General features: G+C 67.6%; 25 protein-coding genes. 18 read left to right on the top strand and 7 right to left on the bottom strand.

Going from position 1 to position 23914, the window contains the following annotated elements; genetic code table 11:
- Positions 1–7: 7 nt before the first annotated feature.
- The 7 genes from ASG64_RS11130 (at position 8) to ASG64_RS11100 (ending at position 4954) form a co-directional block, all read left to right on the top strand.
- Positions 8–568: a hypothetical protein gene (locus ASG64_RS11130; RefSeq protein WP_156388357.1), complete on the top strand. Its 561-nt coding sequence runs from the start codon at positions 8–10 to the stop codon at positions 566–568.
- Positions 565–1125, top strand: coding sequence for a signal peptidase I (locus tag ASG64_RS11125; RefSeq protein WP_056073611.1), 561 nt, complete (start codon positions 565–567; stop codon positions 1123–1125). The genes ASG64_RS11130 and ASG64_RS11125 overlap by 4 nt, the downstream gene beginning before the upstream one ends.
- On the top strand, positions 1122–1682 hold the full coding sequence (locus ASG64_RS11120) for a hypothetical protein (RefSeq protein ID WP_056073609.1): 561 nt from the start codon (positions 1122–1124) through the stop codon (positions 1680–1682). The genes ASG64_RS11125 and ASG64_RS11120 overlap by 4 nt, the downstream gene beginning before the upstream one ends.
- Positions 1675–3195, top strand: a complete 1521-nt coding sequence (locus ASG64_RS11115) for a signal peptidase I (RefSeq protein ID WP_056073607.1) — start codon at positions 1675–1677, stop codon at positions 3193–3195. The genes ASG64_RS11120 and ASG64_RS11115 overlap by 8 nt, the downstream gene beginning before the upstream one ends.
- A 130-nt stretch (positions 3196–3325) precedes the next feature.
- Complete coding sequence (locus tag ASG64_RS11110) at positions 3326–3832, top strand: mycothiol transferase (RefSeq protein ID WP_056073604.1); 507 nt, start codon at positions 3326–3328, stop codon at positions 3830–3832.
- Between the two features lie 58 nt (positions 3833–3890).
- Positions 3891–4427: a hypothetical protein gene (locus tag ASG64_RS11105; protein ID WP_056073602.1), complete on the top strand. Its 537-nt coding sequence runs from the start codon at positions 3891–3893 to the stop codon at positions 4425–4427.
- 59 nt (positions 4428–4486) lie between these two features.
- Positions 4487–4954, top strand: coding sequence for a phosphoribosyltransferase (locus ASG64_RS11100; protein ID WP_056073601.1), 468 nt, complete (start codon positions 4487–4489; stop codon positions 4952–4954).
- A 1-nt stretch (position 4955) separates the two neighbouring features.
- On the opposite strand, the gene ASG64_RS11095 is transcribed toward ASG64_RS11100, so the two are convergent.
- Both ASG64_RS11095 and ASG64_RS11090 read right to left on the bottom strand, forming a co-directional pair.
- Positions 4956–6266, bottom strand: coding sequence for an MCE family protein (locus ASG64_RS11095; RefSeq protein WP_056073599.1), 1311 nt, complete (start codon positions 6264–6266; stop codon positions 4956–4958).
- 63 nt (positions 6267–6329) lie between these two features.
- Complete coding sequence (locus ASG64_RS11090; protein ID WP_056074325.1) at positions 6330–7358, bottom strand: NADPH:quinone reductase; 1029 nt, start codon at positions 7356–7358, stop codon at positions 6330–6332.
- A 103-nt stretch (positions 7359–7461) separates the two neighbouring features.
- On the opposite strand from ASG64_RS11090, the gene ASG64_RS11085 reads away from it, so the two are divergent.
- The 3 genes from ASG64_RS11085 to ASG64_RS11075 are packed head-to-tail and all read left to right on the top strand — an operon-like array spanning position 7462 to position 10894.
- The gene (locus ASG64_RS11085; protein ID WP_200933461.1) at positions 7462–9132 is read left to right on the top strand and encodes an alkaline phosphatase D family protein; all 1671 of its coding nucleotides are present in this window, start codon (positions 7462–7464) and stop codon (positions 9130–9132) included.
- Between the two features lie 26 nt (positions 9133–9158).
- The gene (trhO, locus tag ASG64_RS11080) at positions 9159–10007 is read left to right on the top strand and encodes an oxygen-dependent tRNA uridine(34) hydroxylase TrhO (protein WP_056073597.1); all 849 of its coding nucleotides are present in this window, start codon (positions 9159–9161) and stop codon (positions 10005–10007) included.
- Entirely contained in the window at positions 10004–10894 is an 891-nt protein-coding gene (locus tag ASG64_RS11075) for a pseudouridine synthase (RefSeq protein ID WP_056074323.1), read from the top strand. The genes trhO and ASG64_RS11075 overlap by 4 nt, the downstream gene beginning before the upstream one ends.
- Positions 10895–10919: 25 nt before the next feature.
- On the opposite strand, the gene glsA is transcribed toward ASG64_RS11075, so the two are convergent.
- The gene (gene glsA / locus ASG64_RS11070) at positions 10920–12113 is read right to left on the bottom strand and encodes a glutaminase A (RefSeq protein WP_056074322.1); all 1194 of its coding nucleotides are present in this window, start codon (positions 12111–12113) and stop codon (positions 10920–10922) included.
- A complete protein-coding gene (gene thiM / locus ASG64_RS11065) occupies positions 12110–12931 on the bottom strand; it encodes a hydroxyethylthiazole kinase (RefSeq protein ID WP_056073596.1) in 822 nt (273 codons plus the stop codon). Before thiM ends, glsA begins: the two co-directional genes overlap by 4 nt.
- A gap of 257 nt (positions 12932–13188) precedes the next feature.
- Between thiM and ASG64_RS11060 the strand changes: the two genes are divergently transcribed.
- The 8 genes from ASG64_RS11060 to ASG64_RS11025 all read left to right on the top strand — a co-directional run bounded on the left by ASG64_RS11060 (position 13189) and on the right by ASG64_RS11025 (position 20974).
- Complete coding sequence (locus ASG64_RS11060) at positions 13189–13389, top strand: cold-shock protein (RefSeq protein ID WP_027504730.1); 201 nt, start codon at positions 13189–13191, stop codon at positions 13387–13389.
- A gap of 168 nt (positions 13390–13557) precedes the next feature.
- On the top strand, positions 13558–14637 hold the full coding sequence (locus ASG64_RS11055; protein ID WP_056073593.1) for a BMP family lipoprotein: 1080 nt from the start codon (positions 13558–13560) through the stop codon (positions 14635–14637).
- 70 nt (positions 14638–14707) lie between these two features.
- On the top strand, positions 14708–16180 hold the full coding sequence (locus ASG64_RS11050) for an ABC transporter ATP-binding protein (RefSeq protein ID WP_327212894.1): 1473 nt from the start codon (positions 14708–14710) through the stop codon (positions 16178–16180).
- Positions 16177–17373, top strand: a complete 1197-nt coding sequence (locus ASG64_RS11045; RefSeq protein WP_056073590.1) for an ABC transporter permease — start codon at positions 16177–16179, stop codon at positions 17371–17373. The genes ASG64_RS11050 and ASG64_RS11045 overlap by 4 nt, the downstream gene beginning before the upstream one ends.
- On the top strand, positions 17373–18638 hold the full coding sequence (locus ASG64_RS11040; RefSeq protein WP_056073588.1) for an ABC transporter permease: 1266 nt from the start codon (positions 17373–17375) through the stop codon (positions 18636–18638). Before ASG64_RS11045 ends, ASG64_RS11040 begins: the two co-directional genes overlap by 1 nt.
- Before the next feature lie 87 nt (positions 18639–18725).
- Positions 18726–19373 carry an SDR family oxidoreductase gene (locus tag ASG64_RS11035; protein ID WP_056073585.1) on the top strand — a complete coding sequence of 216 codons (648 nt, stop codon included), beginning with the start codon at positions 18726–18728 and terminating at the stop codon, positions 19371–19373.
- 30 nt (positions 19374–19403) lie between these two features.
- Positions 19404–20231, top strand: a complete 828-nt coding sequence (locus tag ASG64_RS11030) for an HAD family hydrolase (RefSeq protein ID WP_197074760.1) — start codon at positions 19404–19406, stop codon at positions 20229–20231.
- A 14-nt stretch (positions 20232–20245) separates the two neighbouring features.
- Positions 20246–20974, top strand: a complete 729-nt coding sequence (locus ASG64_RS11025; protein ID WP_056073584.1) for a siderophore-interacting protein — start codon at positions 20246–20248, stop codon at positions 20972–20974.
- A gap of 6 nt (positions 20975–20980) precedes the next feature.
- On the opposite strand, the gene ASG64_RS11020 is transcribed toward ASG64_RS11025, so the two are convergent.
- Genes ASG64_RS11020 through ASG64_RS21595 form a run of 3 tightly spaced genes read right to left on the bottom strand, consistent with a single transcriptional unit; the run spans position 20981 to position 23792 of the window.
- Entirely contained in the window at positions 20981–21550 is a 570-nt protein-coding gene (locus ASG64_RS11020) for a hypothetical protein (RefSeq protein ID WP_052493257.1), read from the bottom strand.
- A complete protein-coding gene (locus tag ASG64_RS11015; RefSeq protein WP_056073581.1) occupies positions 21547–22371 on the bottom strand; it encodes an ESX secretion-associated protein EspG in 825 nt (274 codons plus the stop codon). Before ASG64_RS11015 ends, ASG64_RS11020 begins: the two co-directional genes overlap by 4 nt.
- Complete coding sequence (locus ASG64_RS21595) at positions 22368–23792, bottom strand: hypothetical protein (RefSeq protein ID WP_056073580.1); 1425 nt, start codon at positions 23790–23792, stop codon at positions 22368–22370. Before ASG64_RS21595 ends, ASG64_RS11015 begins: the two co-directional genes overlap by 4 nt.
- Positions 23793–23914 lie beyond the last annotated feature (122 nt).

Raw genomic sequence — 23914 nt, 5'->3', positions numbered from 1 at the left:
AACTGACGTGCCGCGGAAAGTGTGGCTCGGGGCGGCGGTCGTGGGGGCCGCCGCCCTGGTGTTCGGCTCGGTGCAGAGCACCGGGGCGCTCTGGCGTGACGACGTCACGGTGGCCGGTGCGACCGTTCGGACCGGAACGTTGTCACTGGCCGCCGGATCGCCGTCCGGGTCGGACTACGTGTTCAGCGAACTGACCAAGAACCCGGTGGCTCTGAACGAGGCTGTGCAGGCGCCGCTGGTGATCACCAACACCGGTGATACCCCGCTGCGCTTCCGGTTGTCCGCTGCGGGCCCGGCCGTCTCCACGGCGAACGCCGCCGCGACGGTGTCCCTCGCCGGCGCGGTGCTGTCCTCTGGCGCCACGTGCTCCGCGACCACTCCGATGGGGACGGCCTTCGGAACCTTCACGACGTCCGCTCCGACCACCGCGGTTGCCCCGGTATGGCAGAGCCTTGCCAAGGGTGCGAGTCAGACCTGGTGTATCAGAACGACTCTCACTCAGGTCACGTCGACCAGCGCGGTGGCCTACACCCACCGCTTCGCCTTCGCAGTGGAGCAGACACGATGACGACACACGAGGACGCGACCGAACGCCGCACCGGTCCGTTGTGGTGGATCGGCACCGTTCTGTCCTGGGTGCTGCTGATCGGCGTGGTGGGTGTACTTCTGGCCGCCGTGGTCGTGCCCAAGGTTGCCGGGGCGCAGCCGTATACGATCCTCACCCAGTCGATGGAACCCACGTACCCTCCGGGCACCCTCGTCGTCGTCAAGCCCAGCGAGCAACTGAGCGTCGGATCATCGATCACGTACCAGATCCGCTCGGGCGAGCCCGACGTCGTGACGCACCGCATCATCGCGACCGGTCTGGACAAGGACGGCGCTCGGGTCTACACCACTCAGGGCGACAACAATCCGCAGCCCGACCCGGATGTCGTGCAGCCGGGCCAGATTCGCGGCGCAGTCTGGTATGCCATCCCGTACCTCGGCTACGTCAACAACTGGCTCACCGGTCAGACGCGCACCACGGTCGTCGGCATCGGCGCGGCACTGCTCGTCGCGTACGCCGCACTGCAGTTCGTCTCGGCAGCGCGCGACCGACGACGCTCCGGGCGACACGCGTCATGATCGCCTTCCTCGACGGATCCGCAGGCGTCCGTGTGCGGGCGATCCTGGCGTCCGGTCTCGTGTTCGGTCTCGGAGCTGTCGGGACCCTCGCCGCCTGGTCGACGTCCTCGACGACGACGTCCGGCCAGTTCCTCACCGGGTCGGTGGACATCACCGTCAACGGAACAGAGGGCGCACCTACGCCCGCCACGATCACACTGCCCGCGGGAAACATCCTGCCCGGCAGGTCGACCGCGGCGCTCGTGAACGTCCGGAACGCCGGCAACATCGCCTTCACCTACATCCCCACAGCGGTGACGTCGGCCGGTGGCCTCGGGACCAGCCTGACCACCACGGTGAGAGCCGGAACCGGTGTCGCCGTCAGTTCTGTCACGACCGGTCTCACGTGCACGGGTGGTACGACGCCCGTCCTGACCACGTCACGCCCGCTGGCTGTGGGTGCAACCGAGTCGCTGTGTGTGCAGTTCGATCTGTCGATCAACGCAGCCAACACCCTGCAGGGTGTCAACAACACCGTGACGTTCACCTTCGCTGCGACGGGGGTGGGAAGTGCCTGACCAGTCCGAGACATCCGATCGGCGGCGCCGGGTCGCCGACCGCGCACTCACCGTCGCCGCTGTGCTCGGCGCCCTCTGCATCGTGTTCGCGGCTTGCGCCTCCGTGTTCTCGTTGACACCCTTGGTCTTCCGATCGGGCTCGATGGAACCGGCGATTCCCACCGGATCGCTGGCGCTCGCGCGTGAGACGTCCGCGGTGGAGGTTCAGGTCGGAGACGTGGTCAGCGTGCTCCGCTCCGACGGGTCTCGCATCACTCACCGCGTGGACCGCGTCGACTTCGCCGAGGGTCAGACCGCCGTCCTGATCCTGAAGGGTGACGCCAACTCCACACCGGACGCTGATCCGTACATCCTGTCTTCCGTCGACCGGGTCGTCGCGCACGTGCCGTACGCGGGCTACGCAGCGTCCTGGTTGTCCACACCGTTCGCGTGGGTCGTCGGCGGTCTCGCTGCGGCGGCACTGCTGTACGTCGTTGTACGGCCGACAAGTCTCCGCAGGGAATCGCCGGTCCCGCCCGGTCGTCATCGAGTGCATTCCGGGGTCGCGGCAGCACTGGTGGCGGTCGTGGTGGTCCCCGGATTCGCGGCGACCCAAGGGACCGAGGCAGCCCTGAACGACACTGCGCAAGCCCGGGCCGTCCCGACCGCGGCGACGATGGTCCGACCGGCGAGCTTCACCTGCACCACGACGGGAACGGGAAGCAACAGGGTCGCCAACCTGAGTTGGCCGGCCGGTGATCCGCTGTACGGCTATCGAGTCGTCTTCACACCCACCGGGCTCCTCGGTGGTACCACTCAGACCGTCGATGTGCCGCCGGGAGCGCCGACGACGGCAGTACCGCCGAATACCGGGTTCGTCATTCAGAACTACCGTGCGACGCTCGTGTCGAAGGTGGGCAACTTCGTGTCGACGCCCGCTCTGACACGCGACATCTCGATTGTCGGGCTGGGGTCCAACGTCACGTCGAGTTGCGACACCACCGGCACCACGACAGGTCCCACGACCGCTCCGCTCGCCGCGGCGCGGGTCGCTCCGTCGACCACCACCACCACGACGGCACCGGCAGCATCCGCGACCACCACCGCGGCGCCCACGACGTCTGCTCCGACCTCGACGGGCGTCACCACCACCGTCGCCCCGGCGCCGACCACCACGCCTCCCGCGACCACGACGACGGCAGCACCTCCGCCTCCCCCGCCGACGAGCACGACTCCTCCGCCACCCCCGGCGAGCGCGTTCGTCGCGGACGGCGGCTCGGCGACCAGCGGCACGACGACGGCATCGGTGTCGGGAAGCACCCTGACGCTCAGCGGACCGGACGGCACGCCGTTCTACTCGCGCGCAGTGTCATCCAGTGCGCGGTACGGCACCGGCGTCGTGTTCTCGAACACCGGTGACCTCTACGTGCTGTCCGATGCGGGGGTATCGCGCATCGTCGTCGCGAACGGCGTCGCCACCGAGAGTGCGGTGTCGACCGCCGAACTCCCCTCGGACATCAGCGCACTCCTCTGACCCTCACCCCGCGAGTACGTCCGAAGTGTCGCGAAAGGGGGTTGCTTCGCGACACTTTCGACGTACTCGCGAGGGGTAAGGGAGCTCGAACTCGGGCACACTGGGGCCACCGACACGAAGGAGACAACCGGTGGACCACAGAGGCGTGCTGATCGACGCGTACGACCGCATCAAGGAAACGGTGCACCAGACTCTGGACGGGCTGGACCCCGCGGCGCTGACGTACCGGATCGACCCCGAGGCCAACACCGTCGCCTGGCTTGTCTGGCACCTCGCGCGCGTGCAGGACGACCACATCGCCGGCGTCGCGGACAGCGAGCAGGTCTACACCGCGCACGGCTGGAACGACAGGTTCGGCCTCCCCTTCGACGACGACGCCATCGGATACGGGCAGTCGACGGAGGACGTGGGCAAGGTCGACGTCGACGCTGACCTCCTCGTCGGGTACGTCGACGCGGTCCACGCTCGCACCGTCGAGTACCTCGACACGCTCACAGCAGAGGACCTCGACCGTGTGATCGACGAGAACTGGGACCCACCCGTGACGCTCGCCGTCCGACTGATCAGCGTCGTGTCCGACGACCTGCAGCACATCGGCCAGGCGGCGTACATCCGCGGAGTGTTCGAACGTCGGTGATCGTTCTGTCGGACCGTCGTGGGATTGTGTCGACGGCACCCGACGAGAGGACCCCTCGATGACCATCACGACCTGGCCCGCACGGTGGCCGGCCTCCGCCAAGGATGTGGCCGACGGCATCACCCGGTTGTCGGCGTCGCTGCGCGACGAGGATGCCGACGCGAAGTCGGCCGCAGTCTCGGAGTTGGCCTCGCAGAAGGGCGTTCGGGTCGAGGACGTATACGCCGCGATGCTCCGCCTGCTCCTCGAAGCGGCGCATCCGGACGGTCTGGACGGTGACGATGTGGGTGCGGTGGTACGCGACGCGGCATCGCGTGACCCGGATGTGTCCCCGTCTGACGTCGTGACCGTCGTTCTCGGAACGCTCGGTGTCCATCCCGAGCCAGAACGACAGGCTTCGGACGACGACAGTCAGGATCCCGAGGATCACCGGGAGTCGCAGACCGTCATCGCGCGGTTGGCGTCGGCGTCCGCGATCCGGGCGTCGGCGGTGGTGACCGAGGCGTTGTTGTCACGAGTCGGTTCGCCCATCGAAGCCGTCGTGACGATGGTGATCGACGACATCGCGGCTGCGGAGACGATCGAGTGGCCGTGACGGGTAGGCCGCGATAACAGTCGGGTGGCTACGGCGCCGTCGGGGTAGATTCGATTCCCATGCGCGAGACGATGACATGGGACCTGTTCGGTACTGCTTCCCGCGAGTTGACGCGCACTGTCGTCGACAGTGGGTTCCGCCCCGACATCGTCATCGCGGTCGCACGCGGTGGACTCATTCCGGCCGGTGCGCTCTCCTACGCCATGGGCGTCAAGGCTGCGGGAACCCTGAACGTCGAGTTCTACACGGAGGTGGAGGAGACGCTGCCGGACCCGGTGGTTCTGGCTCCTCTGCTCGACACGGATGCCATCGTCGGCAAGAAGCTTCTGGTCGTCGACGATGTGGCGGACTCGGGTCGAACGCTGTCGCTCGTCGTGGGACTGCTGAACGAGCATGCAGCAGAGGTGAAGTCGGCTGTCGTCTACACCAAGCCGCGCACCATCATCACGCCCGACTTCTCCTGGCGGGAAACCGATCTGTGGATCGAGTTCCCGTGGTCCACCGAGCCGGTCATCGAACCGAGCTGACTCAGCGCACGGACACCTCGGTGCCGCGCAGTGCCGGTGCTCCGATCAGGGTCGTCCACCCCGGCACGTCCTCCGGCTCGACTCCACTGCCCTGCCCGTAGACGACGGCCAGGGTGTCGCGCTCGATGTCCGACCCTGCGTACGACGCGTCGGTCGGCACGGGGGAGAACTGCGGAGCTTCCGTGTAGGTGATCTCCGCCGGCCCGGGGTTCCGCGACGGCGGCTGGTACGAGCCGTCGTTGATGCCGCTGCCGGGATACTGAGGGAAGAATCGTCCCGGTGCGGTCACGTCCTGGTAGCACGCAGGCGGTCGATCGTCGAACAGCCGAGGCTCGTCCTGATTGGGCAGAAAGCGGCCGCGAGGATTGACGAAATTGACGGTCGCGCGAGCCCCCGGGTATTCCTCGTTCACTCCGAGAATGCGTTCCGCGTCGCCGATCAGGGCGGCGAACTTGGGCAGCGCACATTGGATGGTGGGTGAGAACTCGGCCAGCAGTTCGAACGTTCCGCGGGTGTCCCGCGAGAGCGACACGATCGACTCCGCGTTCGCGGCGAGCAGGTCGGCAGTGCTCCCGGATGTCGAGACGGCGGAGGTGAGCAGCGTGTCGATCGCCGACTTCTTCTCCACCACGGTATTTCCCGTGACGCTCAGGTTGTCGAGAGCGTCGAGAAGGTCGGGTGCAGCGGTGGAGTAGGTCTCGGTGAGTGTGGCGAAGTCCGCGAGATCGGCTTGCAGGGTCGGTAGTTCGTCTCCCAGAGCCGAGAAGATCCGGTCGAGTCTGTCGATGGTGCGTCCGAGCACTTCACCTCGCCCGTCGAGTGCCTGGGCCAGCGCACCGAGCGTCGACGCGAGCTTGTCCGGCGGCACGGCGTCGAGCAACGGCAGCAGGCTGTCGAGCAGCTGGCCGACCTCCACGGCATTCCCGCTGACGTCCTGTTGGATCGTGTCTCCCGCCGAAATGGGGTCCGACGTCGGCCCTTTCGGCGCTTGGAGAGCGACGTACCGTTCTCCGAACAGCGTTTTCGGGAGCAGTCGAGCCGTTACCGTCGACGGGATGGCGGAGGCCTGATCCGCATCGAGGGCGAGGTGGGAGACCACCCGCCCGTCCTGCGTGTCGGCCGACCGTACTTCGCCGACGATGACGCCGCGGATCTTCACATCCGCGTTCGGCGGGAGTGCATTGCCGACGGTGTCGGTGACCAGGTCGACCATCACCACGGAACGGAACGCCTTGGAATAGATGAGAGTGCTCATGCCGACAAAGGCGACGACGGCGAGGAAGAAAAGGAGACCGGCCACTCGTCGCGCCATCATCGGCAAATGGTGATCCCCATCACGCCATTTGTCAATGGCCTATCGGTCATTGGTCATGAGCTAGGGCGTCGAGATGTCGATCAACACCTTTCCCGTCACCCCGGACTCCACGGCGGCGTGCGCGTCGGCAGTACGCGAGAGGGGAAAACGGAGCAGCGGTAGGCCGGCATCGTCGCCGACGGGCAGGGCGCCCGCAGCCACGGCAGCCGACACGTCTTCCTTCGCAGCCTCGAGTGCGTCGGTGCCGACGGTGTAGAGGAGAACGAACTGATAGCGGATATTGCCGACCATGCTGGGACGGATGTCGATGGACACGGAATCGCCACCGTTGTTGGCGTAGATCGCCACCGATGCGCGAGGCGCTGCCACTGCTGCGTCCAATTCGGCGTTCTGGGCGGGGGCAACCTCGACGATCTGGTGCACTCCGTCCGGAGCGAGCTCGCGAATCTTGGCCACCGCGTCGTCGGACCGGTAGTTCACGATGTGGTGAGCACCCGCCGCGGAGGCGAGTTCCGCCTTCTCCGGCCCACTGACCGTCGTGATGACAGTGGCGCCCGCCCACCTCGCCAGTTGGATCGCGGCATGACCGACGGCTCCGGCGCCGCCGGCGACCAGAACCGTCTTCCCCGACAACGCGCCGGGATGCAGCCGCGACGGCCCGTCTTCCGCGACGGTGAGCGCGCGGTGGGCGGTGATCGCGGGAACTCCGAGGGACGCGCCCAGATCGAAGTCCGCGCCGTCGGGGAGGCGGACGACTCGGTCGGACGGCACCACCGTGAACTCCTGCGCCGTTCCCGTGGGTCGCTCGTGCTGGGCGAGCAACAGCCACACACGGTCGCCGATCCCGAGGTTCTCCACCGCGGAACCCACCGCGTCGACGATGCCCGCACCGTCCTGGCCGGGCACGACCTCGTCGAACGAGGGCTTGTCGCCCGGCTTCGCTCCCGTCCGAGACTTCCAGTCCGTCGGGTTGACGCCCGCCACGACGAGGCGGACTCGCACCTCGTGCTCAGCGGGTTCGGCGATGTCGCGATCGACCGCGGTGAGGACGGAGGGGCTGCCGGTTTCGGTGTACACGATTGCCTTCATGAACACCTCCAACGCGAGGTCCCCACCGTGGTGTTCCATCGACCGACGAACCTGTACGGCCTGTTCACTTGACCGATCGCCCGCGATGGCATGAACTCAGCGGGTGGACGACACAGAACACCGCAGTACGTCATCATCTCCGCGTCTGAATCGACGTGGTTTCCTGCGCACCACGACCCTCGCCGCGGGCGTCGGAGCGGCCGCGTCGCTCACGACCAGGACGGCGTCGGCAAGCACGTCACCGGTCTTCCGCCACGGCGTCGCGTCGGGCGATCCCCTCGAGGACGCCGTTCTGTTGTGGACCCGTGTCACGCCGACGCCGGATGCCGTGCCGGGATCCGGACGTGGTCCGGCCACGACGGTCACGTGGGAGTTGGCGCGCGATGCCGCGATCACCGACGTCGTCCGCTCCGGCTCCGTCACGACGTCCGCCGACAGCGACCACACCGTGAAGGTCGACGTCGGTGGGCTGTCCCCGTCCACGACGTACTACTACCGCTTCTCCGCCGCGGGTGAGTCCTCGTCGGTCGCGACCACTCGGACGGCGCCGGCTGCCGACGCCGACGTGGCCAGGCTCAGGTTCGGTGTGGTGTCCTGCGCGAACTGGGAGTCGGGCTACTTCTCGGCGTACCGCCACCTGGCCGCTCGGCCCGACCTCGACGCGATCATCCACCTCGGTGACTACATCTACGAGTACGAGACGGGCGGCTTCGAGGGGAAGAACGGCGTCGTCCGGGTCCACGATCCGGTGCACGAGATCGTCACCCTCGCCGACTACCGGATCCGCCACGGCCAGTACAAGTCCGATCCCGATCTGCAGGCAGCGCATCGTGGGGTGCCGTGGATCTGCACCTGGGACGACCACGAGTCGGCCAACGACGCGTACGACACGGGCGCGGAGAATCATCAGCCCGCGACCGAGGGCGACTGGGCGACACGCAAGGCGAATTCTGTTCGGGCGTACTACGAGTGGATGCCGGTTCGCGCCGCGGGTACGGCGAACAATCGCCATCTCTACCGCCGGCTGCGTTTCGGCACCTTGATGGAACTGTCGATGCTCGACCTGCGGACCTACCGCTCGAAGCAGGTGCTCCCGTTCCAGGGCGAGCAGGTCGACTCACCCGACCGCACCATCACCGGCGCCGACCAGATGGCGTGGTTGACCTCGGGTCTGACGTCGTCGCCGACCCGGTGGCGCATCGTCGGCAACCCGGTCATGATCACGCCGACGCTCATCCCGCCCCTCGAGCCGGAGGCGGCGCGCGGCGTCACCGAACTGCTCGGCCTCCCCGCCGCGGGTGTGTCCTACAACGCCGATCCCTGGGACGGCTACACCGCCGACCGACGGCGACTCCTCGACGCCATCCGCACCGCGGGTGTCGACAACACGGTCTTCATCACCGGTGACATCCACTCCTCATGGGCGTGCGACATCCCGGTCGACGCTGCCGCCTATCCCGCGGCGGGCACCGTCGCCACCGAACTCGTGGTCACCTCCGTCACCTCGGCCAACATCGACGACTTCCTGAAGGTGCCCGAACACACCGTCGGGCGCGTGGCGGAGGAAGCGTTCAAGGCGTTCAACCACCACGTGAAGTACGTGGACCTGGACACGCACGGGTTCGGCGTCTTCGAGGTGACGCCGGCCGGCGCCCAGATGGACCACTGGTACGTCGTCGCCAAGGAGGATCCTGCATCGGCGGCGTACTTCGGCGCGGGGTTCAGGGTGGCCAGCGGAACGCAGACCGTGGCTCCGGCACCGCCGTTGACCTGACGCGGGACGACGTAGACTGGACGATCGTGTCGACGCCCAAGATCGTGCTGTTCTACGTGTTCACCCCGTTGCCGGATCCCGACGCGATCCGGCTGTGGCAGCACTCCCTGGCGTCGGCGAACGGCCTGACCGGGCGCATCATCGTCGCTCCGCACGGCATCAACGTCACCGTCGGCGGGGACGTCCGCGCGGTGAAGAAGTACGTCCGCGGTACCAAGGAGTACGCGCCGTTCGCGGACGCGGACGTCAAGTGGTCGGACGGACGCGGCGACGACTTCCCGAAGTTGAGCGTGCGGGTGCGCCCCGAGATCGTGACGTTCGGAGCGCCCGACGAGATCGAGGTGACACCGGACGGTGTCGTCGGGGGAGGCACGCACCTCGCCCCCGAAGACGTGCACGCGTTGGTCGCCGAGCGCGGCGACGACGTCGTCTTCTTCGACGGCCGCAATGCCTTCGAGGCGGCAGTGGGACGGTTCGACGGCGCCGTCGTCCCCGACGTGGAGAACACGAGGGAGTTCGTCGCCCAACTGGACTCCGGAGTCTTCGATCACCTCAAGTCGAAGCCGGTGGTCACGTACTGCACCGGCGGCGTCCGGTGTGAAGTGCTGTCCTCGCTGATGCGGTCGCGGGGCTTCGACGAGGTCTACCAGCTGGACGGGGGCATCGTGCGCTACGGCGAGAAGTACGGAGACGACGGTCTGTGGTCGGGCTCGCTGTACGTCTTCGACCAGCGCCAGACCGTCGAGTTCTCCGATCACGCGGCTGTCATCGGAACCTGTTCGTGCTGCGGCACTCCCACGTCGCGATACGTCGATCTGGACGACGGCCACGGGCGGGGACTGGTGCTGATGTGTACCGGGTGCCACCCCGCATGACGGCTCTGCCGCTCCCGTTCCGCGACGGATTGGCTCCCCTGCGCATCAGGCTGCCGCACGGAGACCACCCCGACACGACGGTCGAGTACCTCGGGTCCGAATACCCGGACGACGCGTGGGCGTCCGCGATGACGCGCGGCGAGGTGGTCGACGAGCGTGGTCGGCCCTACACCTGTGACACCCGTTATCGCGCAGGCGCATTCGTGTACTTCTACCGAGTCCCCGCCGCGGAGGTTCCCGTCCCGTTCGAACTCGACGTGCTCTACGAGGACGACGCGATCGTCGTCGTCGACAAGCCGCATTTCCTCGCCACGATCCCTCGAGGCCGACATGTCACCGAAACCGCCACGGTGCGGTTGCGCCGACGGTACGACGATCCGGAGATCACGCCGGCGCACCGCCTCGATCGCGCCACGGCAGGAGTGCTGTTGTTCACCAGGGCTTCCCGGTATCGACGCGCGTACCAGGATCTGTTCTCGACCGGCTCCTTGACCAAGGAGTACGAGGCCGTCGCGGGGTACGACGCCACTCTCGACTTCCCGCGCACGGTCCGGAGCCGCATCGTCAAGGAGCACGGCGTCATGACGGCGCACGAGGAACCCGGGGAGGCCAACAGCGAGACCCGGGTGGAGATTATCGAGAGGGTGGGCAACGCGGCGCGCTACCGGCTCTTCCCTCGCACAGGCAAGACGCACCAGCTGCGACTGCACCTCTCCTCGCTCGGCATCCCGATCCACGGCGACCCGTACTACCCGACGTTCACGTCCGTGGCGCCCGACGACTTCTCGACACCCCTGCAGTTGCTCGCACGCCGGTTGAGCTTCACCGATCCGCTCACCGGCAACCCCCGCACCTTCCGCTCACGGAGGAAACTTCGGCTCATCTGATTCCGGCCGGCCTCCGGCCCTCTGGCTACATGAGCCCGTTGGGGTCGTCCACCTCGACGTCGTGGCCGTCGCTGCGCAGCCGTTCGATCAGCTCACCGAGCAGCCGCACCGCAGCTCCGTTGACCGCTCGGGCGGGCTTGAGCTCGAAGCCGATGCGTGTCGGGTCGTCCGGGAGGTCGGCCAGGACGCGGCTCATGATGTTCTCCGCGCCGGCGAACCGGATGTCGCCCTGCAGCTCGTACACCGTGCGGCCGTCCTCCTCACGGGCCTGGCGCACCGCGGAGTGACCGGACGGGGCGATGTCCATCATGTGCAGATCCATGTCCCGCGACAGTCGCTCGAACACCTCGACCCCGCGCACGCTGTTGCCACGGTCGTCGAGTCGTGGGGAGTGGACGGCAATCCCGAGCTGACCGGGCAGGACGCCGATGATCGCCCCTGACACACCGCTCTTCGCGGGAATGCCGACGTTCGCGATCCAGTCGCCCGTGCCGTCGTACATCCCGCACGTGGTCATGGTCGAGAGCACCTGTCGCACAACGGCGGACGTCGCCACCCGGTCGCCGCTCCCGGGATGGACACCGCCGTTCGCCATCGTCGCGGCGAGCATCGCGAGATCGGGTGTGGTGACGTCGATGCTGCACTGCCGGGCGTACCCGGTGACGACCTCGTGTGCATCGCACTCGAGGACCTTCACCGAGGCGAGCATGTGGGCTAGCGCCAGATTCCGGTCGCTCGACTCCATCTCGGCGTCGAACACGTCGTCGTCGATCGAGAGGTCGCGGCCGACGAACGCGGAGTGCAGCGCGAGGATCCGGTCGACGCGATGCTCGACGTCGCGCCCCTCGACCAACGAGTGTGCTGCGATGGCACCGGCATTGATGAGCGCGTTGCGTGGTCGGCCGGTGTCGCGTTCGAGCGAGATCTCGTTGAACGCGTCGCCCGACGGCTCGACGTCGATCTTGCGGTGCACGGCGTCGAGCCCACGGTCGGCCAGCGCGAGGGCGTAGGTGAGTGCCTTGGAAATGGATTGGATCGAGAAGGACGAGTCCACGTCGCCGGCGCAGTAGACCGTGCCCTCGACGGTGACGACGGCGACCGAGAACACGTCGGGGTCGGCCTGCGAGAGGATGCGGTTGCCCGTGAGGACCTCGCCGCCGTCCGAGTCCCGGCAGTCGCGCAGCACGGCCTCCAGGTAGTCGGTGATCGGTGACGTCACCGTGGCCGCCACTCGACGTGCGCGCGCCGGAGGATGTCATCGGGGGTGACAGCGTGCAGTGCGTCCAGATAGGCGACCGCGAACGAGCCGGGCGCGGTGGCGGTCTCGGCCGCGATGTCGGCGGCAACCGTCGCGTGGGTGTGCGCCGCGATCGTGGCGAGGCCGTAGTCGTCCACGGCTGCGCAGTACGCGGCGACCAGTGCGCCGAGCGAGCATCCGGTGCCGGTCACCTTCGTCATCAGCGCGCTGCCGCCCGTGATCGTCGCGACGCCGTCGGCAGTGATGACATGGTCGATCTCGCCCGACGCCGACACCGCGGTGGCATGGGACAGCAGCCTGCGTGCCGACTCCACGGCGTCCGCCGGATCGTCCGAGCTGTCGACTCCCCGGCCGCGGCTGTCACTGCCCTCGGCCGACAGACCGTCGAGCCCGATGATCTCCGAGGCGTTGCCCCGGACGGCCGCCGGTCGGTGCGTCAGCAGATCCCGAGCGAGCGCGCCGCGCCACGGCAACCCTCCGGCGGCGATGGGATCGAGGACCCACGGAGTGCCGGCCGCGGATGCCGCCGACGCCGTGGCCAGATAGACCTCGCGGAGCTGAGGCTGCGGAGTTCCCAGGTTGATCAGGACTGCGTCGGCCACCCCGGCGAAGAGTGCGGCCTCGTCCTCGTTGTCCACCATGGCGGCGCTCGCGCCCGCCGCGAGAAGCACGTTGGCCGTGAAACCTGCTGTCACATAGTTGGTCACGGCATGCACGAGTGGTGCGCGATCGCGCATCGACGTGAGGGCATCGGCAACGAGACGGGCTGAATCGGTCATCGTCCGGGTATACCCGCCGAGTGCATCTCGTCACCGCACGCGGTACCGGTAGCGCACTGTCCATGGTGTGTTGTAGCCTTATCCCAGCTGACAGGTCGTAGTTTTTGTGTGTTCGTGTTTCATGCACGCTCGCTGGGAACTTGTTGTTGCGAGCGTGCGCGTCGTCTGAGGAAACTCGGAATTCGTCACGTTCAGTGCCGGCCCGGGTTTCACACGGTGTGAAGCCCGACATGTCAGCTGTAAAAGGGAGCAAAATCATGACTCAGGGCACCGTCAAGTGGTTCAACGCTGAAAAGGGCTTCGGCTTCATCGCTCAGGAAGATGGACCCGACGTGTTCGTCCACTTCTCCGAGATCCAGGGCACCGGCTTCAAGAGCCTCGAAGAGAACCAGCGCGTCGAGTTCGAGGTCACCTCGGGCGCCAAGGGTCCTCAGGCGAGCGGCGTTCGCGCGATCTGATTTCGGAGTAACCCACCGAAACTTCAACTAGGGCCGGACACCGACAGGTGTCCGGCCCTAGTGCTGTGTCCGCAGCCGTGCGACGCGGGTTTTCGGGCAGACGCGCGGCGCTCGTTCGACGCTCGGGTTAATGTTCCTTCACAGCCACGAGCGAAACGGAGCACACCGGTGCCTAACACCTTCTCCCGAGCAACACTCTCCACCGTCGCAGTCGCGAGCGCATTCACCCTGGTCACAGCCTGTGGGTCGGCGCCCGAAGACAACGCGGGCGGCGGCTCCGCATCGGGTGACTTCACCCCCTGCATGGTCTCCGACTCGGGCGGTTTCGACGACAAGTCGTTCAACCAGCTCAGCTACGAGGGACTGCAGACCGCGGCCGGCGACCTCGGCGTCGAGGCCAAGACGGTGCAGTCCAACTCACCGACCGACTACACGCCCAACCTGAACAACCTGGTGGACCAGGGATGTCAGCTGATCGTCACCGTCGGTTTCGCGCTGGCCGATGCGACCAAGGCCGCTGCCGAGCAGAACACCGATATCGACTTCGCCATCGTCGACGACTCGTCGATCGAGCTCGACAACGTCAAGCCGCTCACCTACGACACCGCGCAGTCCGCGTTCCTGGCCGGCTATGCGTCCGCCAGCTTCAGCAAGACCGGCGTCGTCGGAACCTTCGGCGGATCGCAGTTCCCCACCGTCACCATCTTCATGGACGGCTTCGCGGACGGCGTGAAGTACTTCAACGAGCAGAAGAACAAGAACGTCCGCGTCATCGGCTGGGACGTCGACGCCCAGAACGGTTCCTTCACGGGCGGTTTCGAGGCCAACGAGGTCGCGAAGAACACCGCGCAGGGCCTCATCGACCAGAACGCGGACGTCGTCTTCCCCGTCGGTGGACCGATCTACCAGTCGGCCGCACAGGCCATCCGTGACGCCAACCGGCCCATCGCACTCGTCGGTGCCGACGCCGATGTCTACGTCTCCGACCCGTCCGTCTCCGATCTGGTACTGACCTCCGTCACCAAGGGACTGGCCACCAGTACCGAGGAAGCAGTCACGGCGGCTGCCGAGGGCAACTTCGACAACTCCCCGTACGTCGGGACGCTCGAGAACGAGGGAGTCGGTATCGCGCCGTTCCACGACTTCGAGTCGCAGGTCGACCCGGCACTGCAGGGCGAGCTCGACACCATCAAGGCCGGAATCGTCGACGGGTCCATCACGGTCACGTCGCCGTCCTCGCCCAGCTGAGATGACATCAGCGCTCGAACGAAAGCCGAAGCTGGAGCTCCGGGGGATCACGAAACGCTTCGGATCCCTCGTGGCGAACGACCGCATCGATCTCACCGTCGAGGCAGGAGAGATCCACTGCCTCCTCGGTGAGAACGGTGCCGGTAAATCGACGTTGATGAATGTCCTCAGCGGCCTCTACCGGGCCGAGGAGGGCGACATCCTCATCGACGGGGACACGCGAACGTTCGCCGGTCCCGGCGAGGCGATGAGCGCCGGCATCGGCATGGTGCACCAGCACTTCATGCTGATCCCCGTGTTCACCGTCGCGGAGAATATCATCCTGGGCAACGAGGAGACCACGTTCGGCGGTCGTCTCGACATCGAGGCAGCGCGCACCCTGGTGCGGGAGGTGTCGGCGCGCTTCGGGTTCGACGTCGATCCCGACGCCGTCGTCGGCGACCTTCCGGTCGGCGTCCAGCAACGCGTGGAGATCATCAAGGCGCTCTCGCGCGACGCGGACATCCTGGTGTTCGACGAGCCCACCGCGGTGCTCACGCCGCAGGAGACCGACGAGTTGATGACGATCATGCGTCAACTCGCGGACTCGGGCACCGCCATCGTGTTCATCACGCACAAGCTGCGTGAAGTGCGCGTCGTCGCGGACCGCATCACGGTCGTGCGTCTGGGCAAGGTGGTCGGTCAGGCCGAGCCCACAGCGTCCGACGGGGAGCTCGCATCCTTGATGGTGGGACGCGAAGTCCAGCTACGGGTGTCCAAAGAACCCGCGCAGCTGGGTGATCCGGCTCTCGTCGTCACCGGTCTCACGGTGCCCGGTCCCGCCGGACCCGTCGTCGACGACGTGTCGTTCGAGGTTCGAGCCGGGGAGATCCTGGCGATCGCGGGCGTGCAGGGCAACGGACAGACCGAGCTCGCCGAGGCGCTCCTCGGTCTGCACCCGGCGATGACGGGATCGATCACACTCGACGGTGCGTCGATCGTGGGGCGCGACGTACGGGCAGTCCTCGACGCGGGCGTGGGTTTCGTGCCCGAGGACCGCACCGACGACGGGCTCGTCGCCGAGTTCAGCGTCGCCGAGAATCTGATGCTCGATCGCTCCCACGGTGCGCCGTTCTCCGCGCGCGGCAGCATCCTGCGGTCGTTCCTGCGCACGTTCGCGTCGGACAAGGTGTCGGAGTTCGACATCCGCACCCCCGGCATCGACACTCCCGTCGGGCGGCTGTCCGGCGGAAACCAGCAGAAGGTGGTGCTGGCACGTGAGCTCGGTCGCGACCTCCGGCTGCTCATCGCGTCGCAACCCACGCGCGGAATCGACGTGGGATCCATCGAATTCGTCCACAAGCGCATCGTCGCGACGCGTGATGCCGGCACGCCGGTCATCGTGATTTCGTCCGAACTGGACGAGGTCTCGGCCCTGGCCGACCGCATCGCGGTGATGTACCGAGGCGCCATCGTCGGCATCGTGCCGGGTGACGCATCGCGAGAAGAGTTGGGACTGCTCATGGCAGGCGGAAGAACAGAACGCGCCGAGGGCGCTACATGAGCACGACGGAAGCACCTGCGCCGTCACAGTCGGAATCGGTACTCCGCAAGATCGCCAGTGGCAGTGTGCTGCTGTCGTTCCTGTCGGTACTCATGGCCTTCGTGGTCGGAGCGGTCCTCATCGCCGCCACCGACCCCGACGTGCGGGAAACGGCGGGCTACTTCTTCTCCCGTCCGACCGACATGCTGTCCGCGATCTGGGACTCGGTGTGGGGCGCCTACTCGTCGCTGTTCCAGGGCAGCGTCTACAACTTCCGACGCCCGCGCTTCGCCGACGGCATCCGTCCGCTGACCGAGACCTTGACGTTCGCGACCCCGCTGATCGCCGCCGGACTCGGCGTGGCGTTGGCCTTCCGCGTCGGCATGTTCAACATCGGCGGCCGCGGACAGATGCTGATCGCCGCGGCATGCGCCGGATACGTCGGGTTCACCTTCGACCTTCCGCCCTACGTGCACCTGATCGCCGCGATCCTCGCGGGCGTTCTCGGCGGCGCGGTGTGGGGCGGTATCGCCGGTGTCCTGCGTGCGAGAACCGGTGCGCACGAGGTCATCGTCACGATCATGCTCAACTACGTCGCGTTCTACCTGATCTCGTACCTGCTGCGGACGCCCGGAGCGCTCCAGGCACCGGGCTCGAACAACCCCAAGACTCCCGCGATGATGGATGACGCGACGCTGCCATCGCTATTCGGCTCGAAGTACTCGCTGCACTGGGGTTTCGTTGTCGTCATCGCAGTCACCGCCGCTGTCTGGTGGTTGCTCGAGCGGTCCAGCACAGGGTTCCGGTTCCGCGTCGTCGGTGAGAATGCGTCCGCTGCCCGTGTCGCCGGTATCAAGGTCGAGCGGGTCTACATCTACGCGATGGTGTTGTCCGGCGCTCTTGTCGGTCTCGCCGGAGTCACCCAGGTTCTCGGCACGGTCACGACCGGGTTCTCCGCGGATATCGACGCGGGTATCGGATTCGACGCCATCACCGTGGCACTCCTCGGGCGTTCGCGCCCGTGGGGCGTGTTCGCGGCCGGCATCCTGTTCGGTGCGTTCAAGGCCGGCGGTTTCGCGATGCAGGCCGGCGAGGCCATCCCTGTCGACATCGTTCTGGTGGTGCAGTCCGTCATCGTGCTCTTCATCGCCGCGCCGCCTCTGGTGCGTGCGGTCTTCCGATTGCCCGAACCACGAGCGAAAGCGGTGAGCTGATGAGCTCCCTCGCCACCGCCCCTCCCGATGCCGGCGCTCGGTCGGGGTCGTCCTGGAAACTGCCCGTCGTGTTCGGCGTGGTCTCCGTGATCGCACTCCTCGCCTTCGGCGTCCGGGGTGACAGCGGAACCAGCACGTTCTCCCTCGCCAGCGACAACGACTTCGTCAGGCTGCCCGACGTCGGTCTCCCCGCTCGAGCAACGTGCATCGCCCTGGTCGTGGTGTTGTTCGCGCTCACCGCATTCAGTGCGGTCCGCACCCGCGCCGGTCGTCGTACCCCGATAGCCGTGACCGCTGTGTTCGCGGTGGCGTTCGTGCTCCTGTTCCTGACCTGGTCCGCGGTGGGGGAGACCATCCCCGTTCCGGGACTCCTGCTGGGCACGGTGGCGCTGAGCACGCCGCTGATCTTCGGTGCCCTGGGCGGCGTCGTGTCCGAACGTGTCGGCATCATCAACATCGCCATCGAAGGACAGTTGCTGGGCGGCGCGTTCGTCAGTGCCGTCGTCGCCACGCTCACCGGGTCGCCGTATGCCGGCCTGGTGGCGGCGTTGGTGGCGGGAGCCCTCGTCGGCAGCGTCCTGGCGGTGTTCTCGATCCGCTACTTCGTCAACCAGGTCATCGTCGGTGTCGTGTTGAACGTGCTCGTCGTCGGCCTGACCAGTTTCCTGTACTCGAAGGTGCTGGTGCCGAGCGCCGCGACCCTGAACACGCCGCCGCGATTCACGCGCATCGAGATCCCGCTGCTGTCCCAGATTCCCATCGTGGGGCCGGTCCTGTTCCGTCAGACGGTCATCGAGTACGTCATGTACATCGCGGTCGCCGCGGTGTTCGTCGGACTGTTCCGCACCCGATGGGGACTACGGCTGCGCGCGGTCGGCGAGCACCCACGCGCAGCGGATTCCGTGGGCATCGACGTCGCCCGCACCCGCTTCTGGAACGTCTGCCTCGCGGGCGCCATCGCGGGAATGGGCGGTGCGTACTTCACCCTCGGATCCGTCGGCGCCTTCGGCAAGGAGATGACGGCAGGTGCCGGCTACATCGCCCTGGCCGCGGTCATCTTCGGCCGATGGGATCCCGTACGGGCGACTCTGGCGGCGCTGCTCTTCGGTTTCGCATCCAATCTGCAGAACGTGTTGGGCATCATCGGCTCACCGGTACCCAGCGAGTTCATGCTGATGCTCCCGTACGTCGTGACCATTCTCGCGGTCGCGGGCCTCGTCGGAAAGGTCCGTGGACCCGCCGCTGCCGGGCGTCCGTATCCCTGAGATGTTTGTGCGGGTCGTGACCCCGGGAACCCCCCGGGCGGAGCAGGTCGTCCGACCGTCCACGTTTCACGAGAGGACCAACCAGTCATGTCACGTATCGCCGTCGTCGGTGGGCACGGAAAGATCGCCCTGAAGCTCGCCAAGATCCTGACCGACAACGGGCACGAGGTCACCTCGCTGATCCGCAACCCGGACCAGAGTGCCGACATCGAGAAGACGGGGGCCACTGCCGCCGTCGCCGACGTCGAGTCGCAGACGACGCCGGAGATCGCGGGAACCGTCACGGGCCACGACGCCGTGGTGTTCGCGGCGGGAGCGGGCGGTGGGGACACCGATCGCACCTATGCCGTCGACCGTGACGCTGCCATCCGCTGTGTCGACGCGGCCGTGTCCGCGGGGGTGCCGCGCTTCGTGCTGGTGTCGTACTTCGGAGCGGGACCCGATCACGGCGTCTCGCCGGACAACTCGTTCTACGCGTACGCCGAGGCAAAGGCCGAGGCCGATCAGCATCTGAAGAACAGCGACCTGGCATGGACCATCGTCGCGCCGTCGAGCCTCACCGACGACGCCGGTACCGGCTCCATCACCACCAAGGCGCAGGGTGCCACGGGCGATTCCGTCAGCCGCGACGACGTCGCCGCCGTGATCGCGGCCGTCCTCGACACCCCGTCGACCGCCGGCCGGATGATCGAATTCGACAAGGGCGACACCCCGATTGCCGACGCCCTGACCTGATTTCACCCGATCGGGTGGGAAGCTGAGCGGGTGACCGTTCGACTCTTCGCCACCGATCTGGACGGGACGCTGCTGCGGTCGGACCGCACCATCTCGCCGCGCACTGCTCGCGCCATGGCCGATGCTGCGGCGGCGGGTATCGACGTGGTCTGGGCGACAGCGCGTGCCCGTCATTCGGTCCACGAGTTCGCGACGCAGAGCGGTTTCCGTGGAATTGCGTTGTGCGCCAACGGTGCTGTCGTGATCGACCTTGCCGACGGCACCCCTGTGGTCACGCGCACCGTCGGCATCGACATCGATACCGGCGGTGCCGCGATCGCACGTCTGCGGTCGTTGATTCCCGGAATCGTCTTCGCCGCGGTCGGACCGACGACATTCGCGGCGGAGGCGGGCTACGCAGCCCTGTCCGTGTTCTCCGACCACCATCGCGATCCCGACACCATGGATTTGGCGGGAGAATTCCCGTGGCTCGACGAGACGATGGTCAAGATCGTGGGCCGGCATCCGACGGTGCCCAGCGTGGAGCTCTACCGGACAGTGATCGCGGCGGGCCTCGACGGTGTCGAGGTGACGCATTCGGGCGCCCCCTACATCGAGATCGCGGCGCGCGGAGTTTCCAAGGCCACTGCCCTCGCGCAGCTGTGCGAGGAACGCGGTATCGCGCGACGCGACACCGCGGGGGCGGGGGATGCGCGCAACGATCTGGAGATGCTGGCCTGGGTCGGCACCCCGATCTGCCCGGCCAATGCGATTCCCGAAGTGCGTGCGTTGGTGGGACTGGTGGTGGACAGCAACGACGAGGACGGCGTGGCGTCGTTCCTCGAAGGAGTGACGCGGAGCCGCACCGAGCAGAGTTAGGCTACCCTCAGTCCATGACCGAGCAGACGAAGGGCTGGCAGGGCACCGTCCTGACGTTGATGGGCGGATCCAACATCCTGCTGACGGTGACGGGGACGCACGACGTGACGCCGCACTATCGCCGCCTCACACTCGATGCAGGCGGACTGTTCACCCGTAAGTCCGTGCACCCGACGATGTGGCTTCGGCTGTGGTTCCCGACGGGCGAACCCGACGCGTCGCTGCATCACCGGGCGTACACGGTGGTGAACCCCGACCCTGCGAACGACACGTTCGACCTCGAGTTCGCACTGCACGAGGGCCCCGCTGCACGGTGGGCCAGGGACGCGGACATCGGCGACACGGTGGAGGCGACGTTCCAGGGGTCGAAGTTCTCGGTTCCCGATCCGTTGCCGGCCGGATACCTGGTGGCCGGCGACAGCGCGTCACTGCCGGCGATCAATTCGCTGCTCAGCGCACTTCCTGATGACCTACCGGTCACCGTGTGGTTGGAGACCGTGCACGCCGACGACGATCGTCTCCCCATCGCCGCGACCCCCGCGACCACTGTGCATCGGGTACCGCGCAGTGGCCATGGAGCGTCGATGATCGACGCGGTGACCGCCGGCGTTCGCGACGCCTCCGATCACGCGGCGTGGGTCGCCTGCGACACGGTGACCACCCGCGCCATCGCGGCGGTCTTCAAGAATCGGTATCGGATCTCACGGAAGTCGATCAAGGCCCAGGGCTACTGGATTCCCTGACTGCGGTCAGCGCCGCCCGTGATAGGTCTTGGCGGCTGTCGTGGACAGCAACGCGACGATGACGAACCCCATCAGACCGTTGACGATCGCCGAACCGAAGGCGGCCGTGATCGCTCCGGCAGCGAGGAACGGCAGCACGATGATTGCGACGACCACCAACCCGGCGATCCAGCTGAAGAACGTGCTGGGGGAGGGCACTGCCTGGAAGAGCAGCAGCATGAACGCGCCCGCCAGGACAGCGGCGAGTGCACCGTAGACTCCGGCGATCCAGGGATCGGTGAGGCCGTACATCCAGAACACGCTGGTGCCGGTCCGGTTGTAGACGGCCTGGACGATGGCGGTGGCCACCCACCCGGCGATGAACGTCGTGATCGCTGTCGCGACGACGCCACCGACGAACGGGCCGACGTCGAACTTCAGACCGGCCGACGACGGTCCCTGCTTCTGCGGTGCGTACGGTTGCCCGCCCGGAGCGCCGTACGCATCCTGCCGACCGTAGGCACGGGTGCGGTCGTCGTAGCCGCCGTTGGGGTCGTAACCGTAGTTCTCGGAGTCGCGCGGATAGCGATCGCTCATCTGACCGGTCCTCTCGATCGGCCGTACCCGTCGACGGGTACGGCGTCCAGTTGCCCAACCCTAGCTGCGGGGAGCGCCTCACCGTGCGGGTCCCCGTCGACCGCGCGCCGCACCGCATCGTCGAGGGCCGAGGTGATCGCGTGGAGGTCGGCGGGTCGAACGCTCACCTGGTCACCCGATATCAGGAGGTAGCGTCCGTCACCCGGGACGTCGATCCACCGGAACCCGTCGCGGGCGGCCAGGAGGCCGTCGACGGCCGAGGCGTAGCCGACGACGACTTCGCCGAGACCCGCTCGGGGCGCGTCCAGTACGGCCATCGCCCGTCGGATGTCGTCGTCACCGGTCGAGCCGTGCAGGTAGGAGGCCGGTGCGCCGACGAGGTCGGCCCGCGCCGCGGTCGACGACGCGATCCTGCCGGCCGCCACACGAGGGAGCACCGACACGAGCGTGGGAACGAGAGCCGATCTCGAGACGGCGTGGACATGGACGTCGCCACCTCGGTCCGCGCTGGGGCCGGGATCCTGCGCCACCACCACGCCGAACTCTCCGGCGACGGCGGCCCGCAGTCTGACCGGCCGATCCGACTCACCCGTTCCACAGGCGGTGATCTGTTGTTCGTCGCTGGAGAGCAGGGACAGCGCTGACAGCAGCGCCGCGTCGTCCGCCTGGCGTCGCGCCTCCGATCGACGCGCGAGCAGCGTCTCCGCGGTGCGGGCATCGGTAGTCCACGTGAACGGGAACGGAACTCGATCACGTCCTACCCTTTCCATCGCGACGGCGAAGGCGAGCGAGGTGAGGTGCCAGGTGTGCGCGCCGGTCACCCGATCACCGGCGGCGCCACCAGCGGGAGTTCTCCCACCAGGTCGTCCCCGTTGTCGGCCGTGACCAGATAGCCCGCGGTGCGATGTTCCGAGTCCTGATCTCCGCCCGCTCTGGATCCCGGCATCATTCCTCCGGGTCCGTACCCGGCGGCGCGGCCGCCGCCGGTTCCGCCACCCGAGGCGCTCTGCAGGATGCGGGAGTCCGATCCTGTCCCACCGAACGCCGACGGACGTCCGGACGGCCGCGACAGCGGAGCCGCCGACGACCCGGAGCGTCCCCCGGTCTGCCCTCGACCGGCAGAGCCGACCGCCCTGCCCGCTCCGGCCGCGGACGTCGGGGCGGCGACGACACCGGAGCTCCCCGGTCCGGTACCGGGAGCGCCCGCACCGGGCGAGGACGACGGCCCCGGCGCGGGCGGCGTCGACTGCGCCGCGGTGGTCGGACCGTCGGTCGACGCCGCGGTGGTGTCCGCGGGAACGGCGTCCGCGGCATCGGACGGCACGTCACCGGGGGAGGCGGTCGCCCGTACCGAGTCCGGTCCTGCGAAAGCCGCCGGGGACCCGGACGACGCGGACGGTGACCCGGCAGCGAACGCGGCCGAACCGCTGCCGCCCGGGCCGCCGATCGACGACGACGCGGTTCCGCTCGCAGGGTCGGTGGGCGGCGGGAGTACCGGAACGCCGTGGTCCGCGCGGACGACGGTGGGAACGTACGTCCCGTTCATGACCGCGACGGCCTGAGCTCGGCGTTTCTCTTCCTCCGCCATCATGGCGTGAATCGACCCGGCGGCGCCGACAGGCCCCAGAAGCGCCGTGGACACAGCCGTGCGAGCCCAGTCGGAGACCGTGAACGATTGCGGCGCAGGCATGGTCGCCCGGGTCAGTGCGAACCCGTCGCGTGACTGTTCGAGCTTCCCCGCGACGATGTCCATCAGGTCCAGCGTGCGCAACGATTCGGTGCGGTACCCGGTCACCGAGGCGAGTGCCGTGTCCGCTGCCGCGCCCTGCCAGTCGGTGCCCAGCACTGCTCCGAGGTCGTTCCACAGTGCCCACACCGCGGTGGTCATCCGAGCGTGCGCCTCGCGCCACATGACGGCCGCGGAATCGAGCAGCTCCGGAGTGAGCTCGGTGCTGTAGGCGAACATCTCCGGGTGCGACATCCCGTCGAACGCCTCGGGCACCACGACACTGTCCGCACTCGCCGTCTCTCCGGTCCGGGCTCTGTCGACGTCCTCCCTCGACGTCCGTGCGTCCGTCTCACGGTCGTACTCGGCGGTGAGCCGATCGATGCGGTCGGCGGTGTCACTGTCCTCGCCGGTCGCGAAATCGAGTGCCTCCGACGCCGCGTCGGACACGGCCTCGCCGATACCCTGCAGTGCGTGCTGTGACGACCCGACGACGGTCGCGATGTCGAACCCCATGGTGCAGCCCCTCCCCGAGCGCGGTGTCGCATTCCCCCGTGACCTTCGACGCAACAGCCGCCCGATCGGTTCCGCGTACCCTGGGCGCGTCGTCGTGACGGGCTCCGTCGACGTCGCCACCC

The sequence above is a fragment of the Rhodococcus sp. Leaf247 genome (assembly GCF_001426185.1).
GTDB lineage: Bacteria > Actinomycetota > Actinomycetes > Mycobacteriales > Mycobacteriaceae > Rhodococcoides.
The sequence above is the reverse complement of the archived record's forward strand: the minus strand, read 5'-3'. Positions and strand labels throughout refer to the sequence as shown.